At 64.9% G+C, this 23,716-nt stretch carries 27 protein-coding genes; 6 read left to right on the top strand and 21 right to left on the bottom strand.

The annotated features are described in order from the left end of the window. The 9 genes from QTI66_RS35530 to QTI66_RS35490 all read right to left on the bottom strand — a co-directional run. Nucleotides 1-123, bottom strand: a 123-nt coding sequence (locus tag QTI66_RS35530; RefSeq protein ID WP_286185650.1) for a GTP-binding protein, incomplete at its 3' end; no start/stop codon positions are given. 169 nt (nucleotides 124-292) lie between these two features. After that, a complete protein-coding gene (fusA, locus tag QTI66_RS35525; RefSeq protein ID WP_286565074.1) occupies nucleotides 293-2,392 on the bottom strand; it encodes an elongation factor G in 2,100 nt (699 codons plus the stop codon). An 80-nt stretch (nucleotides 2,393-2,472) separates the two neighbouring features. After that, entirely contained in the window at nucleotides 2,473-2,946 is a 474-nt protein-coding gene (gene rpsG / locus QTI66_RS35520) for a 30S ribosomal protein S7 (RefSeq protein ID WP_286565073.1), read from the bottom strand. Nucleotides 2,947-3,095: 149 nt separating this feature from the next. Further along, a complete protein-coding gene (rpsL, locus tag QTI66_RS35515) occupies nucleotides 3,096-3,473 on the bottom strand; it encodes a 30S ribosomal protein S12 (RefSeq protein WP_286565072.1) in 378 nt (125 codons plus the stop codon). Between the two features lie 200 nt (nucleotides 3,474-3,673). Continuing rightward, complete coding sequence (locus QTI66_RS35510; protein WP_286565071.1) at nucleotides 3,674-4,849, bottom strand: D-alanyl-D-alanine carboxypeptidase family protein; 1,176 nt, start codon at nucleotides 4,847-4,849, stop codon at nucleotides 3,674-3,676. Between the two features lie 30 nt (nucleotides 4,850-4,879). Continuing rightward, the gene (locus QTI66_RS35505; protein ID WP_286565070.1) at nucleotides 4,880-5,509 is read right to left on the bottom strand and encodes an alpha/beta hydrolase; all 630 of its coding nucleotides are present in this window, start codon (nucleotides 5,507-5,509) and stop codon (nucleotides 4,880-4,882) included. Between the two features lie 8 nt (nucleotides 5,510-5,517). Then, on the bottom strand, nucleotides 5,518-5,853 hold the full coding sequence (locus QTI66_RS35500) for a (2Fe-2S) ferredoxin domain-containing protein (protein ID WP_286565069.1): 336 nt from the start codon (nucleotides 5,851-5,853) through the stop codon (nucleotides 5,518-5,520). 9 nt (nucleotides 5,854-5,862) lie between these two features. Further along, nucleotides 5,863-6,975, bottom strand: a complete 1,113-nt coding sequence (locus QTI66_RS35495) for a VanZ family protein (protein WP_286565068.1) — start codon at nucleotides 6,973-6,975, stop codon at nucleotides 5,863-5,865. A 5-nt stretch (nucleotides 6,976-6,980) separates the two neighbouring features. After that, nucleotides 6,981-7,409 carry a CopD family protein gene (locus QTI66_RS35490; protein WP_286565067.1) on the bottom strand — a complete coding sequence of 143 codons (429 nt, stop codon included), beginning with the start codon at nucleotides 7,407-7,409 and terminating at the stop codon, nucleotides 6,981-6,983. Nucleotides 7,410-7,727: 318 nt separating this feature from the next. Between QTI66_RS35490 and hemB the strand changes: the two genes are divergently transcribed. Together hemB and QTI66_RS35480 are read left to right on the top strand one after the other, a co-directional pair. Continuing rightward, nucleotides 7,728-8,744: a porphobilinogen synthase gene (gene hemB, locus QTI66_RS35485; RefSeq protein ID WP_286565066.1), complete on the top strand. Its 1,017-nt coding sequence runs from the start codon at nucleotides 7,728-7,730 to the stop codon at nucleotides 8,742-8,744. 68 nt (nucleotides 8,745-8,812) lie between these two features. Next, on the top strand, nucleotides 8,813-9,937 hold the full coding sequence (locus QTI66_RS35480; RefSeq protein ID WP_286565065.1) for a magnesium transporter CorA family protein: 1,125 nt from the start codon (nucleotides 8,813-8,815) through the stop codon (nucleotides 9,935-9,937). Between the two features lie 90 nt (nucleotides 9,938-10,027). Here QTI66_RS35480 and QTI66_RS35475 read toward each other — a convergent pair whose 3' ends face one another. The 3 genes from QTI66_RS35475 to QTI66_RS35465 are packed head-to-tail and all read right to left on the bottom strand — an operon-like array spanning nucleotide 10,028 to nucleotide 10,979. After that, the gene (locus QTI66_RS35475) at nucleotides 10,028-10,393 is read right to left on the bottom strand and encodes a DUF4148 domain-containing protein (RefSeq protein WP_286565064.1); all 366 of its coding nucleotides are present in this window, start codon (nucleotides 10,391-10,393) and stop codon (nucleotides 10,028-10,030) included. A 40-nt stretch (nucleotides 10,394-10,433) separates the two neighbouring features. Next, the gene (locus QTI66_RS35470; protein ID WP_286565063.1) at nucleotides 10,434-10,796 is read right to left on the bottom strand and encodes an alpha/beta hydrolase; all 363 of its coding nucleotides are present in this window, start codon (nucleotides 10,794-10,796) and stop codon (nucleotides 10,434-10,436) included. 39 nt (nucleotides 10,797-10,835) lie between these two features. Continuing rightward, on the bottom strand, nucleotides 10,836-10,979 hold the full coding sequence (locus tag QTI66_RS35465) for a hypothetical protein (protein ID WP_286565062.1): 144 nt from the start codon (nucleotides 10,977-10,979) through the stop codon (nucleotides 10,836-10,838). Between the two features lie 258 nt (nucleotides 10,980-11,237). On the opposite strand from QTI66_RS35465, the gene QTI66_RS35460 reads away from it, so the two are divergent. Continuing rightward, nucleotides 11,238-12,140: a LysR family transcriptional regulator gene (locus QTI66_RS35460; protein WP_286565061.1), complete on the top strand. Its 903-nt coding sequence runs from the start codon at nucleotides 11,238-11,240 to the stop codon at nucleotides 12,138-12,140. 24 nt (nucleotides 12,141-12,164) lie between these two features. On the opposite strand, the gene QTI66_RS35455 is transcribed toward QTI66_RS35460, so the two are convergent. Then, complete coding sequence (locus QTI66_RS35455; RefSeq protein WP_286565060.1) at nucleotides 12,165-12,848, bottom strand: dienelactone hydrolase family protein; 684 nt, start codon at nucleotides 12,846-12,848, stop codon at nucleotides 12,165-12,167. A gap of 1 nt (nucleotide 12,849) precedes the next feature. Then, the gene (locus tag QTI66_RS35450) at nucleotides 12,850-13,482 is read right to left on the bottom strand and encodes a 2-hydroxychromene-2-carboxylate isomerase (RefSeq protein ID WP_286565059.1); all 633 of its coding nucleotides are present in this window, start codon (nucleotides 13,480-13,482) and stop codon (nucleotides 12,850-12,852) included. A gap of 83 nt (nucleotides 13,483-13,565) precedes the next feature. On the opposite strand from QTI66_RS35450, the gene QTI66_RS35445 reads away from it, so the two are divergent. Further along, entirely contained in the window at nucleotides 13,566-14,312 is a 747-nt protein-coding gene (locus QTI66_RS35445) for an SDR family oxidoreductase (protein ID WP_286565058.1), read from the top strand. Between the two features lie 3 nt (nucleotides 14,313-14,315). On the opposite strand, the gene QTI66_RS35440 is transcribed toward QTI66_RS35445, so the two are convergent. From QTI66_RS35440 to QTI66_RS35410, 7 genes are read right to left on the bottom strand one after another with little or no spacing between them, the layout of a single operon-like run. Continuing rightward, a complete protein-coding gene (locus QTI66_RS35440) occupies nucleotides 14,316-14,948 on the bottom strand; it encodes an HAD family hydrolase (protein ID WP_286565057.1) in 633 nt (210 codons plus the stop codon). After that, entirely contained in the window at nucleotides 14,945-15,415 is a 471-nt protein-coding gene (locus QTI66_RS35435; protein WP_286565056.1) for a metallophosphoesterase family protein, read from the bottom strand. Before QTI66_RS35435 ends, QTI66_RS35440 begins: the two co-directional genes overlap by 4 nt. Before the next feature lie 13 nt (nucleotides 15,416-15,428). Next, nucleotides 15,429-16,124, bottom strand: coding sequence for an ABC-type transport auxiliary lipoprotein family protein (locus tag QTI66_RS35430; RefSeq protein WP_444815089.1), 696 nt, complete (start codon nucleotides 16,122-16,124; stop codon nucleotides 15,429-15,431). 11 nt (nucleotides 16,125-16,135) lie between these two features. Further along, the gene (locus QTI66_RS35425; protein ID WP_286565055.1) at nucleotides 16,136-17,122 is read right to left on the bottom strand and encodes an MlaD family protein; all 987 of its coding nucleotides are present in this window, start codon (nucleotides 17,120-17,122) and stop codon (nucleotides 16,136-16,138) included. Nucleotides 17,123-17,128: 6 nt separating this feature from the next. Then, the gene (locus QTI66_RS35420) at nucleotides 17,129-18,013 is read right to left on the bottom strand and encodes an ABC transporter ATP-binding protein (RefSeq protein WP_286565054.1); all 885 of its coding nucleotides are present in this window, start codon (nucleotides 18,011-18,013) and stop codon (nucleotides 17,129-17,131) included. Further along, entirely contained in the window at nucleotides 18,010-19,212 is a 1,203-nt protein-coding gene (locus QTI66_RS35415; protein ID WP_444815088.1) for an MlaE family ABC transporter permease, read from the bottom strand. The genes QTI66_RS35420 and QTI66_RS35415 overlap by 4 nt, the downstream gene beginning before the upstream one ends. Nucleotides 19,213-19,271: 59 nt before the next feature. Further along, nucleotides 19,272-20,189, bottom strand: coding sequence for a LysR family transcriptional regulator (locus QTI66_RS35410; protein WP_286565053.1), 918 nt, complete (start codon nucleotides 20,187-20,189; stop codon nucleotides 19,272-19,274). A gap of 93 nt (nucleotides 20,190-20,282) precedes the next feature. Here QTI66_RS35410 and QTI66_RS35405 point away from each other — a divergent pair, with 93 nt between their 5' ends. Continuing rightward, nucleotides 20,283-21,794 carry a CoA-acylating methylmalonate-semialdehyde dehydrogenase gene (locus QTI66_RS35405; protein WP_286565052.1) on the top strand — a complete coding sequence of 504 codons (1,512 nt, stop codon included), beginning with the start codon at nucleotides 20,283-20,285 and terminating at the stop codon, nucleotides 21,792-21,794. Nucleotides 21,795-21,953: 159 nt separating this feature from the next. Next, nucleotides 21,954-23,600 (top strand): GMC family oxidoreductase, encoded by a 1,647-nt coding sequence (locus QTI66_RS35400; RefSeq protein ID WP_286565051.1) that lies wholly within the window; start codon nucleotides 21,954-21,956, stop codon nucleotides 23,598-23,600. The last annotated feature ends 116 nt before the right edge of the window (nucleotides 23,601-23,716 follow it).

Below are 23,716 nucleotides of genomic sequence, written 5' to 3'. Positions count from 1 at the left end.
GCCGAACTTGCTGGACAACACCGTGGCGATGGCCGCCGTCAGCGTGGTCTTGCCATGGTCGACGTGACCGATCGTGCCCACGTTCACGTGGGGCTTGGTGCGGGTGAACTTACCTTTTGCCATTTTTCAATCCTTGAAAGAGCAGGCCCGTGTATTGGTTTTACGTCTGCACCTTGTTGCTGGTTCTCTCGCCACGGGCAACGAGAGGCACAAGGTCGCAGACAAACTCTGTGGGTCGGTAGGGGGACAGGGCAGACTTGCTTCGCAAATCCAGGCCCGTCCCGCAAAGACCTTACTTCGTACGGGCGGCGACGATCGCTTCGGCGACGTTGCGCGGAGCTTCAGCGTAGTGCTTGAACTCCATCGTGTACGTGGCGCGGCCTTGCGACATCGAGCGCAGCGTGGTCGAGTAGCCGAACATTTCCGACAGCGGCACTTCGGCCTTGATGGCCTTGCCACCGCCGACCATGTCGTCCATGCCCTGCACCATGCCGCGACGGCTGGACAAGTCGCCCATCACGTTGCCGGCGTAGTCTTCAGGCGTTTCCACTTCCACGGCCATCATGGGCTCGAGGATCACGGGGTTGGCCTTGCGGCAGCCTTCCTTGAAACCGAAGATTGCGGCCATCTTGAACGCCATTTCGTTCGAGTCCACGTCGTGGTACGAACCGAAGTGCAGCGTGACCTTGACGTCCACCACCGGGTAGTTGGCGAGCACGCCCTGGCCGAGCGCTTCGATCACGCCCTTTTCGACCGCGGGGATGTATTCGCGAGGAACCACACCGCCCTTGATCGCGTCGACGAACTCGAAGCCCTTGCCGGCTTCTTGCGGTTCGATCTTGAGCACGACGTGGCCGTACTGGCCCTTGCCGCCCGACTGGCGAACGAACTTGCCTTCGGCTTCGTCGACCGTCTTGCGGATCGTTTCGCGGTAGGCCACTTGCGGCTTGCCGACGTTGGCTTCCACGCCGAATTCACGCTTCATGCGGTCCACGATGATTTCAAGGTGGAGCTCGCCCATGCCGGCGATGATGGTCTGGCCCGATTCTTCGTCGGTCTTGACGCGGAACGAGGGGTCTTCCTGCGCGAGACGCTGCAGGGCGATGCCCATCTTTTCCTGGTCGGCCTTGGTCTTGGGCTCAACGGCTTGCGAGATCACCGATTCCGGGAACACCATCCGCTCGAGCGTCACGATGGCCGTCGGGTCGCACAGGGTTTCGCCCGTGGTGACTTCCTTCAGGCCCACGCAGGCAGCGATGTCGCCGGCGCGGATTTCGCTGACTTCTTCGCGGTTGTTCGCGTGCATCTGCACGATACGGCCGATACGCTCTTTCTTGCCGCGCACAGGGTTGTAGACGCTGTCGCCCTTGCTCAGCACGCCGGAATAGACGCGCACGAACGTGAGCTGGCCCACGAACGGGTCGGTCATCAGCTTGAACGCGAGGGCCGAGAACTTTTCGTTGTCGTCAGCCTGGCGCACCACCGGTGCTTCGTCTTCGTCCAGGCCATTGACCGGCGGAATGTCGGTCGGCGCGGGCATGTATTCGATGACGGCGTCGAGCATGGCTTGCACGCCCTTGTTCTTGAAGGCGGAGCCGCAGAGCATCGGCTGGATTTCGCCCGCGATCGTGCGCGTGCGAATGGCCAGCTTGATTTCTTCTTCGGACAGCTTTTCGCCTTCGAGGTACTTGTTCATCAGCTCTTCGCTGGATTCAGCGGCGGCTTCGACGAGCTTCTCGTGGTATTCGTTGCAGACGTCGACCAGGTCAGCCGGGATCTCACCGTAGGTGAAGGTCACGCCCTTGTCTTCGTCCCAGATGATGGCCTTCATCTTCACGAGGTCGACGATGCCCTGGAACTTGTCCTCGGAGCCGATCGGGATCTGGATCACGACGGGGTTGGCCTTCAGGCGGTCGATCATCATCTGGCGAACGCGCAGGAAGTTCGCGCCGGTGCGGTCCATCTTGTTGACGAACGCGAGGCGGGGAACCTTGTACTTGTTGGCCTGGCGCCAGACGGTTTCCGACTGGGGCTGCACGCCGCCGACGGCGTCATACACCATCACGGCGCCGTCGAGCACGCGCATCGAGCGCTCGACTTCAATCGTGAAGTCCACGTGGCCCGGGGTGTCGATGATGTTGATGCGGTGTTCCTGGAAATTCTGGGCCATGCCCTTCCAGAAGCAGGTGGTGGCTGCCGAGGTGATCGTGATGCCACGCTCTTGCTCTTGCTCCATCCAGTCCATCGTGGCGGCGCCGTCATGCACTTCACCGATCTTGTGGTTCACGCCGGTGTAGAACAGGATGCGTTCGGTCGTCGTGGTCTTGCCGGCGTCGATGTGCGCCGAGATACCGATATTGCGGTATCGCTCGATGGGGGTTTTGCGTGCCATGAGATTACTCCGTTAACGGCTGAAAGCCCGCCCACCACACGGCAGGTCGGGCTTCCAGCCTGGTCTGATTTAAGGGCTGCTTAGAAGCGGAAGTGGCTGAAAGCCTTGTTGGCTTCGGCCATGCGGTGCACTTCATCCCGCTTCTTCATGGCACCGCCGCGGCCTTCCGTGGCTTCCATGAGTTCGTTGGCCAAACGCAGGGCCATCGACTTCTCGCCACGCTTGCGGGCGGCTTCCTTGATCCAGCGCATCGACAGGGCCAGGCGACGGACCGGGCGCACTTCAACGGGCACCTGGTAGTTTGCGCCACCGACGCGGCGGGACTTGACTTCCACCATCGGCTTGACGTTGTTGATGGCGATGGTGAAGGCTTCCAGCGGGTCCTTGCCCGGGTTCTTCTGCTCGATGAAGTCGAGTGCGCCATAAATGATGCGCTCGGCGATCGCCTTTTTGCCGCCTTCCATGATCACGTTCATGAATTTGGACAGCTCGACATTGCCGAACTTCGGGTCCGGCAGGATTTCACGTTTGGGAACTTCGCGACGACGTGGCATTTTTCTAACCTCTTTGCTTCAGTTGGCACCGTTTTGCCGGTACCGCGAGAGTCAAGCATGGCTCTCACTTACTCGACCCAATATCGGGTCACTACGCTCGACACGCCCGCCATGGGCACACCGAACACCGTGTAAATACAGAAAGGCTCTTAAGCCTTCTTGGGACGCTTCGCGCCGTACTTGGAGCGCGACTGCTTGCGGTCTTTCACGCCTTGCAAGTCGAGCGAACCGCGCACGATGTGATAACGGACACCGGGCAAGTCCTTGACACGACCGCCGCGAACCAGCACGACGCTGTGTTCCTGCAGGTTGTGGCCTTCGCCGCCGATGTAGGAGATGACTTCGAAACCGTTGGTCAGGCGCACCTTGGCGACCTTGCGCAGAGCGGAGTTCGGCTTCTTTGGCGTCGTGGTGTAGACGCGGGTGCAGACACCGCGACGTTGCGGCGAGTTCTGCATGGCGGGGCTCTTCGACTTCGACTTCTCGACTTCGCGGCCCTGACGCACCAGTTGATTGATGGTTGGCATGAATGAATTAATCCCAAAAAATCACCCGGGAACCCGGCCCACGAGCCTGAGCTTTTCGTGAGTGGACCGGCAGATGACGAAAACGTGAAACCCTTCGGAAATTTCCGAAAAGCCCTCGATTATAGCAATCGCGCGACTTCCTGGCAATTACCCTGGCGTTGTCCGCATGTAACTCATTCACGCGGGACTGGCGCGAGCGGCTACTTGATCCACAGGCGCATGGCGTCCCACGCACGGCCCATGGCGCCGGCCTGCTCGACCGACTCCAACGCCACCAGCGGCACTTCCGCCACGGTCTGGTCGTCCAGCATCACCTTGAGCGAACCCACGTTCTGGTTCCTGGTGAATGGCGCGATCAACGGATCCGGGCGAGCGATTTGCGTCTTGAGCTTGCTGGCCGAGCCGCTGGGCACTGCCACGACGATGGCTTCCGGGCGCCCGAGCTTGAGGGTGCTGGTCTTGCCCTTCCAGACCGCCGGCGTTGCGACCGGTTGACCCGCGTCGAACAGGCGCACGTCGTCGTAAGCCGTGTAGCCCCAGTTCAGGAGCTTTTGCGATTCGTTGCTGCGAATCGAGTCGCTCGTCGTGCCCAGCACGATCGTCAGCAGGCGACGCCCGCCGGCGAGGTTGGGGAATTCGCGCCTGGCGGTGGCGATCATGCAATAGCCGGCCGAGTCGGTGTGGCCGGTCTTGAGGCCGTCAACGGTCGGGTCGCGAAACAGCAGCGTGTTGCGGTTGGTGTCGTTGGTCGCGGGCGTGCCGGGGTAGCGGTATTTCTTGATGGCGTAATAACGCGCCTCGCCGGGGAAGTCGCGAATCAGGCGCGTGGCAAGGATGCTCAGGTCGCGCGCCGTGGAGGTGTGGCCGGGCGCAGGAAGACCTTCGGGGTTCTTGAAGGTCGTGTTCTTCATGCCCAGTGCCTTGGCCTGGTCGTTCATCATTTCGACGAAATGCTCGACCGTACCTCCCACGCCCTCGGCCAGCACGTTGGTCGCGTCATTGCCCGACTGGACGATCATGCCCTTGATGAGGTCTTCCACCGGCACTTGCATCGTGGGGTCGATGAACATGCGCGAGCCGGGCATCTTCCAGGCGCGCGGGCTCACCGGAAGGGTTTGCGTCAGGCTGATCTTCTTCGCCTTGAGCGCATCGAAGACCAGGTAGGCGGACATCAGCTTCGTGAGTGAAGCGGGCTCCACCGGCATGTCGATGTCCTTCTGCGCCAGGATCTGATTGGCCGTGACGTCCACCAAGAGATAGCTGCGCGCCGCAACCTCAGGCGGAGCGGGCGTCTGGGCATGGGCTGCCAGTGCCAGATAGAAAGGCGCGACGGCAGCCAGCACCAGCGCGCGAAGCACCTTCGAAAAACGGGTCATGGAAGATAGGAAGCAGGAAGCGGGGAGAACTCAGCCAGCACGGAGGTGGCGGGTAACAAGACTTTTCAGGAGCGGCAATTGTCCGTGAAAGAAATGGCCACCCCCGGGGACGACTGTGACTGGAAGTATCTGTGGGCGAGCCCAATCGAGCACCGCCGCCAGGGGGACGGTGTCGTCCAGTTCGCCGTGGACGACCAAGGTGCGGTCGTGCGCAACAGGCGGAATTTCCGCTACGGAAAACCGCGATGCAGCCGTGCCCACCAGCACGATCTGGCGCGGCTGCCGCGTCTCCCAGAGGCTGGCGATCACGTGGCTGGAAACAAAAGCGCCGAAGGAAAAGCCCGCGACGGCCAATTCACCTTGCGGAGCGACCTGCTCGATAAGCCCGAGCATGTCTTGCGCTTCGCCCTGCCCTTCGTCGTGCACGCCTTCGCTGGCACCCACCCCTCTAAAGTTGAAGCGCACGGCCGTCCAGCCGCAGGCCAGGAAAGCGCGCGCCATGGTCTGCACGACCTTGTTGTCCATGGTGCCGCCAAAAAGCGGATGCGGATGCGCGATGACGGCGACGCCCACCGACGGCTGGTCCGCCGGAACGTCCCGCAGCGCCTCGATGGCGCCGGCGGCGCCCTTGAGCATCAATTTCTCGGTGCGCGAGTTCATGGCGTCGATCAGCGTCCGACGTCGGCGGGCAGCACCAGCCGCTCGACGACCTTGCCATTCTTGAGGTGCGAATCAACGATCTCGTCGATGTCGGCCTTGTCCAGGTAGCTGTACCAGACGGCGTCGGGGTACACGACTACGACGGGCCCGCCAGCGCATCGGTCCAGGCAGCCCGCCTTGTTCACGCGCACCTTGCCGGGGCCGGCCAGCCCCTCCTTCTTGACGCGCGACTTGCAATGCTCGAAGCCTTCCTGCGCGTTGTATTGGGAACAGGACTGTTCGCCGTTCTTGCGCTCGTTCAGGCAGAAGAAGATGTGGCGACCGTAGTAGCTGGTGGAGGTCATCGGCTCATTCTAGGTTTGCCGCATGTCGCGCGACAGCGAGAGCACGACGTAGCCCAGCGTCGCAAAGGGCCAGATCCAGCCCAGCCATTGCCCCAAGCCGTTGAAGCGAATGAAGCGCCCTTGCTCCCAAGTTGCCAGCGTCTGTGCGAAATAGGCACTTTCCGGCGCCTGGTTCAGCAGGCTCAGGTGAACGATGATGGCCATGAGGGCCAAGGCGGCGCACAGGCGCCGGGGCGCCGCCAGCAGCAGCGCACCAAACAGCGCCGCTGCCACGACACCCGCCTGCACGGGCACGTCGAGCCAGGCCCACGCATGTACGGGGCCGTAACTCATCGCAGCTGAGAGCGCACTTGCCGCCAACCCTGCGAGCAAGGTCAGCACCAGCATCACGGTGCGCTGCTTCACGGAGCGCGTCACCATGAAGGCCAGCAGGCAGGGAACCAGCGCCCCCAGCATGACGCACAGCAGTTCGACGCCCGGCACCAGGGGCTCCAGTTCGAACTGGCGCACCGGCAACCAGTCAATGAACGGCGTGTCGATCAGCCATTCGGAGACCGCATCTTCCACGCGCTCGAACACCTGCCCCAGCCCGAAGGTCACGGCGGCCGGGAACAACAGTGCCGCAGGCCACAAGGCCAGCAGCACCAGCGCGCCACGGGAATCATCGATGAACCAGTTGGCGCGCGTGCGAGACCAGTGCGCCACGGCGCCCAGCCTTTCCAGCGCAGCGGCCAGCACGGCGCCCAGCAGCGTGCCGATGGAATTGAGCGCCAGATCGACATTCGAAGGAATGCGCATCGGCAGGTAGCTCTGCAAGGTTTCCATCACGAGCGCGATGGCAAAACCAGCGGCCGTCGCCCGCAGCAAGGCATGCCAAGTCGGAGCATCCGGCCGGTTGCGCAGGACCGTCAGCGCCGCGAGGAAGCCCAGCGGCACATAACCCGCCACGTTGACGGAGAAGTCAAAACCCGTCCAGTACTTGGGCCACGGCGCCGTGAGGTAGGCCCAGGGTGCGATGCCCTGGTCACGCCATTCCGTGAAAGGGTAAAGACTGGCGTAGACGATCAGCGCGGCATAGGCCAGGGCCAGGGGCAGTGCGGCGGATTTGTGCTGATTGCTCACCAGTTTCAGAAGGGTTTGACGACCACCAGGATCACGATGGCCACCAGAAGCAATACCGGCGCCTCATTGAACCAGCGATACCAGCGGTGGTCACGCCGGTTGGTGCCCGCCTCGAAGCGGCGCAGCAGCACGCCGCAGGCGTGGTGATAGCCGATCACCAGCAAGACCAAAGCCAGCTTCGCGTGCATCCACCCGCTGCCTGAACCGCGGCCAATGCCGTAGCCCAGCCAGAGCCAGATGCCGAAACCCAGCGCAGGCACCGCCAATATTGTGGTGAAGCGCAGCAGCTTGCGCGCCATCAAGAGCAGCCGGGCCCGTTCCGCGTCCGATCCGGCCGGCACCATCGCCAGGTTCACCAGGATGCGCGGAAGATAAAAAAGGCCCGCGAACCAGCTGGCGATGAAGACGATGTGAAACGATTTGACCCAAAGCATCGCCGCAAGTTTAGTGGCGAGGCACGCGCCCTCGAACGGCGGCGCCGGGCAAAAAAAAGCCCGGCGTCAAAACGCCGGGCTGGGAAGCCCTTTTGCTGTCACACATCAAGGCACCCGCTCAGGGAGGAAAAGCGGGGAGCGGCAAGCCGCCCAGCACGGAATTTAACAAAGTCCGCAGAACCTTTCAAGCGCCGACGGCTTTTTCCTGCAAATCGAACGAAAAAGTAATGCTTTTAGTGTCTTCGGTACAAAAAGACCGGCCGGACGATCGTGCTGCGCGCGCAACAGTGCCTCCATTGATCGTGCACAATTTTCCTCATGACCTCCCCAGCTCCGCTTTTTGCCCCCTTTCCGGCCGGCCGGCCGCGCCGCCTGCGCCGCGACGCCTTCACCCGGAACCTGGTGCGCGAACACTCTGTCACGGCGCACGACCTGATTTACCCCGTGTTCGTCCAGGAAGGCAACGGCCGGCGCGACGCGGTGGCGTCCATGCCGGGCGTGGACCGGCTGAGCCTGGACCTGTTGCTGCCGGTGGCCGAGGAATGCGTGAAGTTCGGCATTCCCGTCATGGCGCTGTTTCCGGTGATCGATCCGGCCCTGAAAACGCCGAATGGCGATGAAGCCTTCAATCCCGACGGGCTGGTACCCCGCGTGGTGGCCGCGTTGAAGTCGCGCTTTCCGGAATTGGGCGTGATGACGGACGTCGCGCTCGACCCCTACACCAGCCACGGACAGGACGGCCTGCTGGACGAGTCGGGCTACATCCTGAATGACCCGACGGTTGAAGTATTGTGCAAGCAGGCGCTTACTCAATCGCAAGCTGGCGTGGACATTGTGGCGCCAAGCGACATGATGGACGGCCGCATCGGCGCGATCCGTCAGGCGCTCGAAGCGCGGGGCGACGTGCACACGCGCATCATGGCCTACAGCGCCAAGTACGCCAGCGCCTTCTATGGCCCCTTCCGCGATGCCGTGGGCTCCGCCGCCAACCTCGGCAAAAGCAACAAGAAGGTTTATCAGATGGACCCCGGCAACAGCGACGAGGCGCTGCGCGAGGTGGCCATCGACATCGCCGAGGGCGCCGACATGGTCATGGTCAAGCCCGGCATGCCGTATCTGGACATCGTGCGGCGCGTCAAGGACCAGTTCAGGGTGCCGACCTTCGCTTACCAGGTGAGCGGTGAATACGCGATGCTCAAGGCCGCGGCGCAAAACGGCTGGCTCGACCACGACGCGGTGGTGCTTGAAAGCCTGCTGGCTTTCAAGCGCGCGGGGGCCGACGGAATCCTCACCTACTTCGCGCTTGACGCAGCGCGTTTGCTACAAAAACAATAGCGGACTGCTGTGTGGCGGCGGCGCCCTGCCGTCCGCCAGTCGCGTCCGACATCGCCACGGAAGGCTTGATGCGCCTCTTTCAAATCAGCAACACGCAGGTGAGCGAGCACGACTCACTCGCTCCTTTTGCCCTGCCCGGCGCGTGCCAGAACGCGTACCTGTGGATCTCGCTGACGCGCGACGAACTGCGCGGCTCCCTCCATGAAGTCCAAGGCATCCTGGAAGCCTTGTGCGGCGCGCAGCTTGTCGACCTGCATGTGAGCGACCTGCTCAACGACCAGTTGCCCTCGCGCTACGACTACACCTCTGAATATGACGTGATGGTGTTCCGTCGACTCGCCACCGCCGGCCTGACGGCGCCGCCGCCGCCTCCCCAGCCGGTGCCGGTCGGCGGTCCGCCGGTGCTGCGGCGCATCGACACCCGCCCGGTCGGCTTTGCCGTCTTCGACCGCGTGCTGCTGTCCGTCCATCCGGAAGACGGTGCCGTGCGCGACGCCTTTGCGGCCAAGTTGATGGCGGCTGCCCCGGTTGCCGCCGCGCCCGCGCTGGACGTGCGGGCCACGTCCACTCGGCTTCCCTCAAGCCCGGCCGACCTGATGTTGCGGGTGTTGAACCAGATCGTGGACGGCTACCTGGAACTGCGCCGCGAACTCACGAAGCAGCTCGACCACTGGCAAGCCGAGTTGATCGACCCCAAGAGCCACTTCAACAACTGGGGCGCGCTGATGAAGTCGCGCCAGTCGCTGCGCCACCTGGATGAAATCTGCGAAGACCAGCAAGGCGCCGTTCAGGACTGGATCGATGCGCTCGAAACCCTTCCTCCGCCGCAAGACCCCGCCGCCGCGTGGGAGCGAGAACTGGTGATGGTGCGCAGCCGCGACGTGCTGGAGCACATCGAACGCGTTGTGCACCATGTGCAGCGGCTCGAACAGAACGCCGAAACCGCCGTGCAGATGCACTTCAACATCCAGAGCCACCGCACCAACGACATCATGCGGGTGCTGACGGTGCTGACGGCTGTGTTCCTGCCGCTGAACCTCATCGCGGGGATTTTCGGGATGAACTTCGAATACATCCCGCTCTTGCACAAGGCCGATGGCTTCTGGATTGCCATGGGTTCCATGGGCCTGATCGCCCTCGTGCTTGTCGTCGTGTTCTGGCGCAAGCGCTATCTCGCCCGGACCACGCGTTAGCTATACATGGCGCCACCCGCGGCGCCCAAAGAAAAAAGCCGGCCGGCGCTTGCGCACCGACCGGCTCGATCAGCTTTCAGACCGGATGAATTACATCTTGGTCGAGTTCCGCTTGGCAGCTTCGGCGCGTGCATCGACCGGGTTGACCATGGTCGAGATCACCTTGCTGTTGACGCGCGAACCCGAGGTCACGTTCTGGTCCGGGGCCGATGCGGCGCGAACCGCCTCGGCGGCCACCGTTGCGCGATCACCCGACACGGCGACCTTCTCGGCGCCGCGCGAACCACGCACGACGTTCTGGTCCGGTGCGGACGCCGTGGCCACGGCTTCAGCGTTGACTTCCGAACGGCTGCGCACGGAATTCACGGTCTGAACGCCTTCGTAGGTTTCAGCTTGTGCGCCTGCAACGGCGAAAAGGGCGACTGCGGCTGCGGCGATGAGGTTCGAGGTCTTCATGACAAATCCTTTTTGTTCGAGTGATCGGAAATGGCTTGCCTTACAGGCCAGCCTGACGGTTCGGCGACTGGCGAACCGCCATCGAACCGTTCGTGTACTGCGACGGAATGACGCTGTTCACGTAGGCCTTGCGGTCGAGGTTTTGCAGCGGGTCGTGCGCAGCGGCGACGGCCTGGGCGCGGACGGCGCTGCGGTCGGCGGTGCTCGCAACCTGGGCCACGCCTGCGGTAGCGCCTTCAGCGTAGGCGTCGGGGGCATGGGCCGCGGCAACGGCTTCGGCGTTCACTTCGGCGCGGCTGCGCGTGGAATTGATGGTCAGCACGCCGTCATAGGTTTCAGCCTGGGCGCCAGCAACGGCGAAGAGGGCAACGGCAGCGGCGGCGATGAGGTTCGAGGTCTTCATGACGATTCCTTTGGAGTCGGGGTTGAATTCGGGGGAGGTTCAGATCTGCTTGAGCAGGGACGTGGCGCGCGCACCGACCGGCATCATGGTGAGTGCACGGGCGGCAGCGTAGGTTTGCGCCTGGGCGACAGCGACTTTGCGCAGCGCCACAGCGACGGCAGCGAGCTTCTGGGAAGTCTTCATATTCAGTTCCTTATTCGTTGAACAAACTTTCGAACGGGGTCTGGTGGGCGTCGCCTTCAATTCGGGACAACTACCGCGCTCGGGCCTGGTTCACTCAGGCTTGCTGAATTGCTTGCCTGTGCAGCGAATTTTGGAGTAGTTTTCTAGGTAAAAACCCTCGCAAATCGAATCACCGTGTTCATGGATTCGAAACAATGGGCCCCAAATGCCAACCGCGCGGGTTTCACAATGAGAAATCAGCGCAAACAACAATCCCCCATGGACAGCCTCGATCTCATCAAGACCTTCCGGGAAGTCGCCCTGCAGGGCAATTTCTCCCGCGCCGCCACCAAGCTGGACATGTCGAAGGCGACGGTCAGCAAATACGTGGCCGAGCTGGAAACGCGCTTTGGCGTGCGCCTGCTGAATCGCTCGACCCGCTCGGTCAGCCTCACGGACGCCGGAGCGCTGCTGCTGGAGCGCAGCACGCCCGTGCTCGAAATGGTGGAACTCACGCAGGCCGAGTTGCAGGAGCGCGCAAGCCAGCCCGCCGGCCGCCTGCGGATTTCAGCGCCGCACGGCATGGGGCAAGGCGACCTGCCCAACCTGCTGTCGCAGTTCATGCGCCACTACCCGGAGGTGAGCATCAGCCTGCGCCTGAACGGCCCCGCCGTCGACCTGGTGGATGAAGGCATCGATGTGGCGCTGCGGCTGGGGCCCATCGAGAACGACAACCTCATCGTGCGCCGGTTGGTGCAGGTCAACTATGTCGTGTGCGCTTCACCGCATTACTGGCGCAAGCACGGGATGCCGAAGCACCCGACGGACCTCGCCAACCATGTGGCGCTGACCGGATCCAGCAGCGGCCTGCATCCACGCTGGCGCTTCGAAGAAAACGGCAAGCCGATCGACGTGCCCGTGAAGAGCCGCATGGACGCCACGGAAAGCGGCCCGCTGGTGCAGGTGGCAATGCACGGCCTTGGCGTCGTCTACCTGCCCGCGCTGCTGGTGCGTCCCCACATCGACCACGGCGAACTGGCGCCCGCCCTGGAGGAGTTCGTGCGCAAGGACATGTGGCTGTCCGCCGCCTACGTCCAGCGCAGGCACAACAGCGCGGCCCTGCGTGCGCTGCTCGACTTCCTGGAGACGCGCATCGGCAAGCAGTCCAACGGCAGGGCGTGAACGCACGCCCTCGGGGGCGGGCGATCAGCCCAGATGCTGCTTGAAGAAAGCCAGCGTGCGTTCGCGCGCAAGCTTGGCGGCGTCCGCGTTGAATGAAGCGCGCTGGTCGCAGTTGAAGCCGTGGTTGGCGGCGTAGACCTGCACCTCCACGCCAGGATGCGCCTTGCGGAAGGCCTCGACCGTATCGATCGGAATCCAGTGGTCCTGATCGCCGAAATGCGCCAGCACCGGCACCTTCGGCTGGCGCGCCGCTTCCTCCGCCGTGGTCATGCCGCCGCCGTAGTACGGTGCCGCGGCGGACAGGCCCGTGAGCATGCTCGCAGCACGCCACGTCAGCAGCCCGCCGTAGCAATAGCCAACGATGCCGACCTTGCCCGCCTTGCCTGCGTAGTCGACCGCCGCCTGCAGGTCTTGCATGACGCCCGGCGCCGGCAGGGCCTCCACCGCCATCTTCAACGCAAAGCCCGCCTTCAAATCGTCTTCCGAGTAGCCCAGATCGACACCGGATTGGACGCGATGAAAGGTCGATGGCGCCACCGCAAGGTAGCCGGCCGCCGCATAGCCATCGGCCACCGAGCGGATGTGCGAGTTCACGCCGAAGATCTCCTGCACCACCACGACGGCGCCCTTGGGCGTGCCCGAAGGCTCGGCCACCCAGGCGGGAAAAACGAATCCGTCCCTGGCGGTCAGGTCGATGAATTGGCCCATATCAAGCTCCTTGTTGCGCTGGCGCCGGCCGGGCCGGAGACTGCAGCGCGCGATCCACAAAATCCAGGCGGTCCTGGCCCCAGAAAATCTCGCCATCGATGACGTAGCTCGGCGCGCCGAACACGCCGATGTCGATGGCCTCTTGCGTGTATTCCTCGTAGCGCTCGCACACTTTCTGGCTTTGCGAGTGGTCCAGCCGCGCGGCCGGCAAACCGCATTCGGCCAGCAACGTCGCCAGCACCGCCGCGTCGGCAATGTTGCGCTCTTGCGCCCACACAGCCGCGAACACGGCACCCGCCAGCCGCATGGCCGCCGGCGTGCCATCGTGCAAGTCCGCCGCGATGATGAGTTGCGCGGCATCGTCCGCCGGCACCGGAAAGAACTTCGGCTTCGGATGCAGCGGCACGTCCAGATAGCGCGAATAACGCGCCAGTTCCACCAGCCGGTAGGCCTGGCGTTGCGGCGCGCGCTTGGCCAGCGGCAGACCGCCGGAAATCGGAAACACCGTCCCCAGGTCCACCGGACGAATGCGAACGGTGGCCCCTGTGCGCGCGGCAAGCGCGGCAAAGCGCGCATGGCCGAGGTAGGTCCAGGGACTTTGCGGCGCGAAGTAGTAGTCGACAGTGCGGCTCACGGCGTGTCTCCTCCAGCGGCTACGATGGTGTGCATTCGCCTGTGGTTTTAACCGAGGCATCACATTCGTGCAGGAGATGGGGAATGGAACAGGTTCTGTTGGTCACGGGCGGCAGTCGCGGCATCGGTGCCGCAACGGCGCTGCAGGCCGCACGGCGCGGCTTCGCGGTGGCGGTGAACTACGCAAGCAACTCGCTGGCGGCCGATGAAATCGTGCGCCAGATCCGCGCGGAGGGCAGCACTGCGATCACAGTGCAGGCCGACGTCGGCGAGGAATCGCAGGTCGTCGCCATGTTCGAAAAGGTCGATGCCAAGCTGGGCCGGCTCACCGCGCTCGTCAACAACGCGGGCGTGGTCGACGTGCAGGCGCGCGTGGACGAGATGAGCGTCGAACGGCTCACGCGCATGATGCGCATCAACATCATCGGCAGCTTCGTCTGCGCGCGTGAGGCCGTGCGCCGCATGAGCACGCGTCACGGTGGCCAGGGTGGCGCCATCGTCAATCTCTCCAGCGCCGCTGCTCGGCTGGGATCGCCCGGCCAGTATGTCGACTATGCCGCGAGCAAGGGCGCCATCGATGCCTTCACCATCGGGCTCGCCAAGGAAGTCGCCGAGGAAGGCATTCGCGTCAATGCCGTGCGACCGGGGCTCATCGACACCGAAATCCATGCCTCGGGCGGCATGCCCGATCGCGCCTTCCAGTTGGCCAGCACCGTGCCAATGAAGCGCACGGGCTCGGCAGACGAAGTGGCAGCGGCCATCGTCTGGCTCCTGTCGCCGGAGGCGAGCTACACGACGGCGACGACGCTCGACGTGACGGGCGGTCGCTGAGCTTCAAGTCAGGCAACCGAGCCGCGCCAGCGCCTCGTGCACGTCGGCGGGTGAGCGCACGCACACCGCTTGCAGGCCGGCCGCGATGGCACCTTCGACGTTCTGCTCCAGGTCGTCGAAGAAGAGCACGGCACCGGGCGGCAAGTTGATTTGCTTGCACACGAACTCGAAGGCCGCGCGCTCGGGCTTGCGCATGCCGATGTCGGACGACGCAAACACCCGGTCGAACGAGGGCTCGATGCGCGGATAGGCCTCGCGCCACGCCGCATGGTGCGTCTTGTTGGTGTTGCTGAACGCGTAGCAGGGAAAACGCTTGCGGGCCGCGTCGATGGCGTCGAGCGTCTGCGAAATCTCCTCGCGAAAGATGGCGTTCCAGCCGGCCGCGATGTCTTCGTCGGAGGCGTCGAGCACCAGGCCGCGGCGCAGCGTGTCGAAGTATTGCGCTGCACTCAGTTCGCCGCGCTCGTGGCGCTCGTAGGCTTCGTCATGCGTGAACGCGCGGCGCACCTCTTCGACTGAAAGCGCGGACATCGGCGCCCAATGCGCCACCGCGTGCGCAAAGTCGAAGTGAAAGACCACGCCGCCAAGGTCGAAGAGCAAGGCCTTGACGGCCGAAGGATCGAAAGCGCCAGTCATTTCTTTGCAATATCCAGTTCTGCGATGCGCGCCGTGACGTCGCGCCCCTTTACGATGAGTTCGCCCACGGAGATGGGCAAGCGAAAGCGCCGCGGGCCCGCGCTGCCTGGGTTGACGAACAGCACGCCGTCGCGGTCGCTGACGCGCGGCTGGTGCGAATGCCCCGACACCACGACCTTCACGCCCGCCGCCGCCGGGTCGATGTCGAGATCGCCCAGATCGTGCAGCGCGTAGATGAACAACTCGCCCACCTGCAGAAAGTCCGTTTCGGGCACATGCGCCGCCCACGCGTCGCGGTCGTTGTTGCCGCGCACCGCCGTCACCGGCGCGATGGCGCCCAATTGATCGAGGATGTCCTGCGACCCGATGTCGCCCCCGTGCACGATGAAGTCGCTGCCGCGCAGGAACTCCAGCGCCTCGGGACGCATCAGCCCGTGCGTGTCGGAAATGAGGCCAACGCGAATCACGGGGACGCCAGCGCTACGGCTGCAGTTGATCGGCCCACTGCACCACCTGCGCCACCACGGCGTCGCTGGCGGCGGCCAGGGCCTTGACGCCACCGGGCGCGTCGGCCGAGGCCGCGGGTTGCTGCGCCGTGAAGGTGCGCTGCCCCAGCACGCGATCGCCGCCCGCCGACGTGCTGACCAGCGTCGCACGCACACGCACCAGGCCAACGCTGGCGCCGGGCGATGCGAAATAGTGGCTGAACTCCTCCAGCGTGACGCGCAGCGCATTGGGCGCCTTGCCTTCGGTGCGCGCGATGTTCGCGCTCTCTTCAGGGCCCAGCACGACGCGGCGCGCGGCCAAGGCGTCGCGCAGGCGCTGGCGCAACAACTGCGCGGGTGCCACGCTCCAGCGCGCTTGCGCATAGGGCCGCAGTTCGTTGGCATCCGCGTAAGCCAGTCGGTAAAGGACTTGCGTGCCGTCCAACCGCGAACTGCTGTCGATATCCGCCAGAAGGATCGGCGGCAACGGTGCCGCCGACGCAGGCGCGGCGGGCGCCGCTGCACCGGGCAGGCCCGGGCCGAAGTCGTACAGCGCAGCGCGCTGCGGCTTGTCGGGCAATGCACCGCAGCCCGCCAGCACACATGCCGCCGCAAGGACCGCCAGCGCGAGGGCGGCTCGGTGCGCGAGATCGGGTCCCTTCGAACGGGCCATCGTTTTCATCAAGGTCATCTGGAGGCCTTTCAGGGATTCGCGGGCGCGGCCGCCGGGGCGACAAAGCCGGGCTCGCCCGGACCGGGAAGCGTGACGCCCGTGCCGAAGAGCAGCGATTGCGGGTTGTCGTTGATGCCCTCGGCGGCACGCCCGAGCCGGCGCACGGCGCGCGAGGCATCGTCGGCCACACGGTTCACGCGCGGCAAGGTCGCACTGTTGAAAGAGTCGATCGCTTGCCCCAGACCTTGGGTGCCGGTCGCGAGCCGATCGAGCGCGCCGTCCTTTTCGTTCAGGCGGCCGACCGTGGCGTTCAGGTTGTTGGCCACGCGCGAGACGTCGCCGGCCGCCTTCTTGACGGTGGCCAGCGCGGTCGTCGTGTTCGCCGCCAGCGGCGGAATCGCCTTGAGCGCCGGAGTGAGCCCGGTCTTGACCGTTTCGTCCAGGCGCTTGGTGAGTTGATTGGCGGCGATGGCCGCCTGCGAGATGTTCTCCAGCGCATCGGCAACGCGCTTCTGGTTGGGCTCGCCAATCAGCAGGTTGACTTTCCGCGTCACTTCCTCGACTTGCCCGATGATGACTTCGCCGCGCTCCTGCAGCGAGGCCAGCAGCGAGGGCCTGAGCGGAATGCGCGGCGGATCGTCGTTGTTCGGCTTGAGCGCGATCTGCGATTCGCCCTTGTCGTCGAGCGCGATGAAGGCCAGGCCCGTCACGCCCTGGTAGCTCAGCGACGCAAAGCTCGAGGTGGTGAGGGGCACGCGCTCGTCGACCGAGATGCGCACACGCACATTGCCCCGCACCTTGGGATCGAAGTCGATGGACGCCACTTTGCCGACCGAGATACCGCGATAACGCACCATGGCCTGCGGCTGCAGGCCGCTCACCGCGTCGCGGGTGGAAAGCTCGTAGATGTTGCGCACCGTGTCGTCGCGTGTGAACCAGACGACCAGCGCCACGATGAGTCCGATGACGCCGATCACGAAGGCGCCTGCGACAAAAGCGTGGGCTTTGTTTTCCATGGCGTTCTACCTTGCTGCTGAGGGAGGGACCGGCATGCGGCCGGCCGATGATGCATCCGGGCCGGCGTGCGGCTCGTGCAGCGCCTGCAGGGCGCGCTGTCCGCGCCCGCCCAGAAAATACTTGTGGATGAAGGGATGCGGATAGGCGATCACGTCGCGGGTCTCGCCGGCCACGATGACTTGCTGGTCGGCCAGCACCGCGATGCGCGTGCTCAGGTCGAACAAGGTGTCGAGGTCGTGCGTGACCATGACCACCGTCAAGCCCAATTCGCGATGCAGGCCACGCAGCAGGTCGCAGAACTCGTCGGCGCTTTCGGGGTCGAGCCCTGCGGTGGGCTCGTCCAGCAGCAACAGCGGCGCATCCATGATGAGCGCACGCGCGAGCGCCACGCGCTTGATCATGCCGCCCGACAGCGCCGACGGCATCTTGTGCGCATGCTCGGGGCCCAGGCCCACCATCTGCAGGCGCACCATCGCCGCGTCGCGGATCAACTCGTCGGGCAGCACCTTGAGTTCACGCAGCGCGAAGGCGATGTTGTCGAGCACGTTGAAGGCCGAGAACAAGGCGCCGCGCTGGAACAGCATGCCCACGCGCGCCGCGCCCGCCGCACTCAGTTCGCCGGGTTGCGCGCCGAACACGGAGACTTCGCCGCGCGTGGGCTTTTCGAGCCCGAGGATCTGGCGCAGCAACACCGTCTTGCCCGTGCCCGAGCCGCCCACCAGCGACAGCACCTCGCCGCGCCGGATCGAGAGGTTGAGGTCGCGGTGCACGACCTGCTCGCGGCCCGGCGACTTGAACACCGTCCACAGGTTGCGGATTTCCACCGCGTTGTCGCCAGGATCGACGTCGCAGAACGCGCCCGGCCCGGGAGGAACAATCGGCTCGCTCATCGGAATCCAACCCCCTTGAACAGCACGGCGAAGAGCGCATCGACCAGGATCACGACGGTGATGGAAATCACCACCGATGACGTCGTGCGCCGCCCGAGGCTCTCGGTGTTGGGCAGCACGCGCATGCCGTGGTAGCAGGCAATCAGCGCAATGAGGATGCCGAACACCGCCGACTTGGAAATGGCCAGCCAGATGTTGGTCAACGGCACGGCGCGCGGCAAGGCCTGCATGAAGAACGATGGCGAAATGCCCAGCGACACATCGGCCGCGATCATGCCGCCGAGCATTGCCGCGCCCGACGTCCAGATGCTGATGAGGGGCATGGCGATCGCCAGCGCCAGCACGCGCGGCATCACCAGCCGGAAGCCATGCGGAATGCCCATCACGCGCATGGCATCCATTTCCTCGGTGACGCGCATCACGCCGATCTGCGCGGTCATGGCCGAGCCGGAACGCCCCGCGATCAGCACGGCCGCCAGCACCGGGCCCAGCTCGCGAATCAGCGACAGGCCCAGGATGTTGACGATGAAGGTCTCGGCGCCGTACTGGCGCAATTGCTGCGACGTGAGGTAGGCGAGCACCACGCCAATCAGCAGCCCGACGAGCGCGGTGATCGGCAGCGCGGTCGCGCCGGTGCTGTAGAGGTGCCCCGAGATGTCGCGCCAGGGGGCGAGGTGCGGCGCGCGGATGAGCCGCCCCACGTCGAACACGAACTGGCCGATCAGCGTGATGAAGCGCCGCGTCGTCTCCAGCATGTGGGGGCCGCGGTTTGCGAACTTCTTGAAGTGGTCCACCAGGGTCGGCGCGGGCTCTTCGGGTTCGCGCACGGTGAATAGCGCGACCTGCTCGAGGATGGCTTTCTGCTGCTGCGTCATCTCGACCTGCGCGGGCCATTCGTGGTTCCAGTGGTTCCACAGCATTTGCGCGCCGATGTGGTCGATCTGATCAATGGTGCGCAACTCCCATGCAACGTCACCTGACGCCGGCATTGACGCCAGCATGCCGACCAGCGCCTTCCAGTCGCGCGGCGACGAGCAGGCCAGCGCGGTCCAGCGTCCACGTGCAATGACCTGCAGGTCCGCCCGGCCGTCCTCGCCCTGGCCGGCCCGCTGCTCGACGCGCGGCGCGGCATGGGCTGGCGTCGCTTCGTCGTTCAAGGGAGATTCAGGGGGCGCCGGATCCAGCGCTGTGGGAGGCATGGGTTTTGAGGTGGTCGCGGTATGGATGCACTTGGCAACACTTATTCGAGCACGTCATCCTAACGTGATGACCACACGCGTCCTAGCGCGGTCCACGCGCTGGCCACCACGGGCTCTTTCGCGCGCGAGGCCAGCGAGACGAATTGCAGGGCGCAGTCGAGCTTGACGCGGTCGGCGATCACCAGGCCGTGCGCCTGGCTTTCGCGAATGGCGATGGAGTCGCGCAGCAGGCTGAGCCCAACGCCGGACTTGATGAGGTCGAGCATCGACGCCTCCTGATCGACCAGCGCGACGCGGCGCGGTGACAGGCCGCGCGGACCAAAGACCTCGGCCAGCATGCGGTGATGCGCTGACGCGGGCGGCGTCGCCAGCCAGGGCAATGCGGCGAGCCCTTTCCAGTCGCGCCCGAGCACTTGGGGCCCCCAGCCGGCGGGCGCCACGACGCGATAGGTGAAGCGGGTCAGCGTGCGTGTTTCGAAGGCCTTGCCGCCGCCCTCGCGCGGCATCGCGCCGTCCGGATCGCCGAGGTAGAAGCCGACGTCGAGCGTCCCTTGGGCGACCTGCTCCAGCACGCTGCCGCTCATGCCCTGGCGCAGTTCGGTGGCGATCTGCGGCGCGGTTTCGACCAGTTCCCGCAGGAAGGCGCCCAGCCGCGTGAACTCTGGATCGAGGATGGTGCCGATGCGCAAGGTGCCGCGCACGGTGCTGTGCAATCGCTGCGCGGCGTGCCGGAAATCTTCCAGCGCCGCCAGCACGCGCTCGGCTTGCGGCAACAGCGCGGCGCCGTCGCCGGTGAGCGCAAGTCCTTGCGAAGTGCGAGTGAACAGCAGCAGTCCGGTTTCGTCGGCCAGCCGCTTGAGTTGCAGGCTCACGGCCGGCTGCGACAGGTGCAGGCGCGTCGCCGCGCGCGACACGTTGCCTTCGCGCGCAACCGCCACGAAGGCGCGCAGAATCTGGGCATCCGTCGCCTGAGTCATATTTGCCTTGTTTATAAAGCACCTTTGCCAAAATCATTGGCATTTCGCTTGTGACTTGGGGGAAACTGCCACCCATCCGGACGAAAGCAGATCATGAGCATCACAAATATCGAGCACTTCATCGACGGCCGCGTGGCGGCCAACACCTCGGGCCGCACGCAGGACGTGACGAACCCGGCCAGCGGGCGCGTCACCGGCAAGGTCGCGCTTGCGGCGCAAGCTGACGTAGCCGCCGCCGTGGCCGCCGCGCAGGCCGCGTTCCCCGCCTGGGCGGACACGCCGCCCATCCGGCGCGCGCGGGTGATGTTCAAGTTTCTCGAACTGCTCAACCAGCACCGAGACGAGTTGGCGCACCTCATCACGGCCGAGCACGGCAAGGTCTTCACCGACGCGCAGGGCGAGGTCACGCGCGGCATCGACATCGTGGAGTTCGCCTGCGGCATTCCGCAGTTGCTCAAGGGCGACTACACCGAGCAGGTGTCCACCGGCATCGACAACTGGACACTGCGCCAGCCGCTGGGCGTTGTGGCCGGCATCACGCCCTTCAACTTCCCGGTGATGGTGCCGATGTGGATGTTCCCGGTCGCGATCGCGGCGGGCAACACCTTCATCCTGAAGCCGAGCCCAACCGACCCGAGCCCTTCCCTGCTCATCGCCGAACTGCTCAAGCAGGCGGGCTTGCCCGACGGCGTGTTCAACGTGGTGCAGGGCGACAAGGTGGCGGTCGATGCGCTGCTGGAACACCCGGACGTGAAAGCCATCAGCTTCGTCGGCTCCACGCCCATCGCCAACTACATCTACGAGACCGGTGCGCGCCACGGCAAGCGCGTGCAGGCGCTGGGCGGCGCCAAGAACCACATGGTCGTGATGCCTGATGCGGACATCGACCAGACCGTCGATGCGCTCATCGGCTCGGGCTACGGCTCGGCCGGCGAGCGCTGCATGGCGATCAGCGTGGCGGTGCTGGTGGGCGACGCGGCGGAAAAGGTCATGCCCAAGCTGGTCGAGCGCGCGAAGACGCTGAAGGTGCTCGACGGCGAGAACCTGGCGGCCGAGATGGGCCCGATCGTCACGCGCGCGGCGCACGAGCGCATCACGGGCTACATCGAGCAGGGCTTGAAGGAAGGCGCGAAGCTCGTGGTCGATGGCCGGACCTTTGACGCGAACACCGCTGGCCAGGGCTGCGGCGATGGCTTCTGGATGGGCGGCACGCTGTTCGACCACGTCACGCCGGAGATGCGCATCTACAAGGAAGAAATCTTTGGCCCGGTGCTGTCCTGCGTGCGCGTGCACGATTTGAAGGAAGCGGTGGAGCTGATCAACGCGCACGAGTTCGGCAATGGCGTGAGCTGCTTCACACGCGACGGCAATGTGGCGCGCGAGTTTTCACGGCGGATCCAGGTGGGCATGGTGGGCATCAACGTGCCGATTCCGGTGCCGATGGCCTGGCATGGCTTCGGCGGATGGAAGCGCTCGCTCTTCGGCGACATGCACGCGTACGGCGAGGAAGGCGTGCGCTTCTATACCAAGCAGAAGTCGGTGATGCAACGCTGGCCCGAGAACACTCCCAAGGGCGCCGAATTCGTGATGCCAACGGCGAAATGAGGCCCCCCGGCTTTTCACGCCGCTCACGCGGCGTGTAATTCGCCACCCCCCGAGGGGGAGACCACAGCTGCGGACTGGCGGAGCCAGATCCGCGCTGCGTTGCTGGGATCGCGGGTGCGCGAACAAGCGGCTTGCCCAGAAGAACAAGGAGACTTCCAGTTGAGCGACACGACATTCGACTACATCGTCATCGGCGGTGGCACGGCCGGCGCGTTGATGGCCAACCGGCTCAGCGCGGACGCCAACCGCCGCGTGCTGCTCATCGAAGCGGGCCGCAAGGACGACTACCACTGGATCCACATTCCGGTCGGCTATCTCTATTGCATCGGCAACCCGCGCACCGACTGGCTCTACAAGACCGAGCCCGACGCGGGGCTCAACGGCCGCACCTTGCGCTACCCGCGCGGCAAGACGCTGGGCGGCTGCTCCAGCATCAACGGCATGATCTACATGCGCGGCCAGGCGCGCGACTACGAGCAATGGGCGCAGCTCACCGGTGACGACGAATGGCGCTGGGACAACGTGCTGCCGGCCTTCAGGCAGCACGAGGACCACTACCGCGGCGCCGATGACATGCACGGTGCAGGCGGCGAATGGCGCGTCGAAAAGCAGCGCCTGCGCTGGGACATCCTTGACGCCTTTGCCGAAGCCGCCACGCAAGCCGGCGTGCCGCACACCATCGACTTCAATCGCGGCAGCAACGAAGGCGTCGGCTACTTCGAAGTCAACCAGAAGAACGGCTGGCGCTGGAACACGGCCAAGGCCTTCCTGCGCCCAACCTGTTACGGCCGACCCAACTTCGAGTTGTGGACCGGTGCGCACGTCACGAAGCTCATCGTCGAGACGCAAGGCGACGGCACGCGCCGCTGCACCGGTGCGCAGGTGTGGAACGGCAGCGAAATGGTCGTGGCCCATGCCACGTGCGAAGTGGTGCTCTCGGCCGGCAGCATCGGCTCGCCGCAGATCCTGCAACTGTCGGGCATCGGCCCGGCCGAGCTGCTTCGCCAGCACGGCATCGACGTGGTCGCCGATCTGCCGGGCGTGGGCGGCAACCTGCAAGACCACCTGCAGATCCGCGCGGTCTACAAGATCGACGGGGCGCCCACGCTCAACGTGCTGGCGTCTTCATTGTTCGGCAAGGCGAAGATCGGCCTGGAATACGCGTTCAAGCGCACCGGCCCGATGAGCATGGCGCCCTCGCAGCTCGGCGCCTTCACGCGCAGTTCCCGCGAACACGCCTGGCCCAACATCGAATACCACGTGCAGCCGCTGTCGCTCGATGCGTTCGGTGAGCCGCTGCACAGCTTTCCGGCGTTCACTGCCAGCGTGTGCAACCTCAACCCGACGAGCCGCGGCACGGTGCGCATCCGCAGCGCGCGCCATGAGGACGCGCCGGCCATCGCGCCCAACTATCTGAGCACCGAAGCGGACCGGAAAGTGGCCGCTGATTCGCTGCGCGTCACCCGGAATATCGTGGCCCAGCCGGCGCTCGCGAAGTACCGTCCGCAGGAATGGAAGCCGGGCGTCCAATACCAGAGCGACGACGAATTGGCGCGCCTGGCTGGCGACATCGCCACCACCATCTTCCATCCCGTGGGCACCACGAAAATGGGCGCCGACAACGACCCCGCAGCCGTGCTCGATTCGCGCCTTCGCGTGCGTGATGGCCAGGGCGGATTCATTGCAGGCTTGCGCGTGGTCGATGCAGGCGCGATGCCCACCATCACCAGCGGCAACACCAACAGTCCCACATTGATGATGGCGGAGAAGGCTGCTGCATGGATTCGCCAAGCGGGTAAATCCTGATGCACTTGCGAGGTGCGTCGCATACAGTCATGCCACTCGCAAACGGGCTCATCCCGAGGCGCGGGGGCCGAGGAGACATTTTTCGGAATACAGAATGAATAGGAACAAGGCATCCG

It is taken from the genome of Variovorax brevis, assembly GCF_030317105.1.
Taxonomy (GTDB): Bacteria; Pseudomonadota; Gammaproteobacteria; order Burkholderiales; family Burkholderiaceae_C; genus Variovorax; species Variovorax brevis.
Note: the sequence above shows the minus strand (reverse complement) of the source record. Positions and strands in the feature narration are given on the sequence as shown.